The sequence below is a fragment of the Halorubrum tibetense genome (assembly GCF_042661865.1).
Lineage (GTDB): Archaea > Halobacteriota > Halobacteria > Halobacteriales > Haloferacaceae > Halorubrum > Halorubrum tibetense.
Genome location: NZ_JBHSWW010000561.1, coordinates 1 through 797, shown reverse-complemented (window position 1 = coordinate 797; position 797 = coordinate 1). Strand labels below are relative to the sequence as shown.

The 797-nt window shown below is 65.9% G+C and carries 1 protein-coding gene; it reads right to left on the bottom strand.

Annotated features, from left to right (window positions below; genetic code table 11):
• On the bottom strand, window positions 1-533 hold a 533-nt coding region (locus ACFQEU_RS16970), incomplete at its 3' end, for an aminopeptidase P family N-terminal domain-containing protein (protein WP_379784052.1).
• Window positions 534-797 lie beyond the last annotated feature (264 nt).

Genomic DNA, 797 nt, shown 5'->3' with positions numbered 1-797 from the left:
GCCGCGTCGTCGCTCTCGTCCGCCACGTCGGCGGCGGCGAGCATCGATTCGGCCCGACGCATCGCCGCCTCGTTTGCCGCCTGCGCCGCGCGGATCGCGGACACCTCCTCGTCGGTCTTCACGGCGCGGACTTCTTGGATGCGATCGTCGGCGTCGACGGTCACGTCGATCCCACGGTCACGAAGCGCGTCGGCGGTCCCGACGGGTCCCCGGGGCGGCATCAAGACGGAGTCGACGCCCTTGTCGCGGACGAACGCGGCGTACATGTCGTTCCGTTCCTCGCGGCCCCCGTACTCGTAGTCGTAGTCGGCGTGCCGCTCGACCGTGTCGGCGAGCGCTTCGTTCCGGGCTCGTCCGTACTCAAGGCCGCTGACGAGAACGTGGATCTCGCCGTCGGCGTACAGCGTCACGAACGGGTCCGGGCCCGTGAACCCGGAGAGGTACAGCTGGTTCGCGTCGTCCTGTGAGGCGTCGAGGAGGTAACCGTCGGCCTCGATATCGGAGAGCATCTCGTCGAGTCGGGATCGATGCATACCAGTTCGTGTCCCGCCGGGGACCAAAGCGGTTGTCCTCGCGGATCCCGGGTCGTGCGGGGACCAAGGGCGGTCGCCGTGGTGGAGTCGACACGGCGGTCCAGCCGAGAAACACGTACGAAACCGATTTATACTCGGCCGTTTCCGGGAACCAACACGAACGTTCGTACGCTCTTCTGTAGGAGATTGTTGATACTGCTGAGCTGCTGCTGTCGAGTCGAAGAGGACAAGGACACCGCGTCAGCGGTGTCCGACACGGATGAT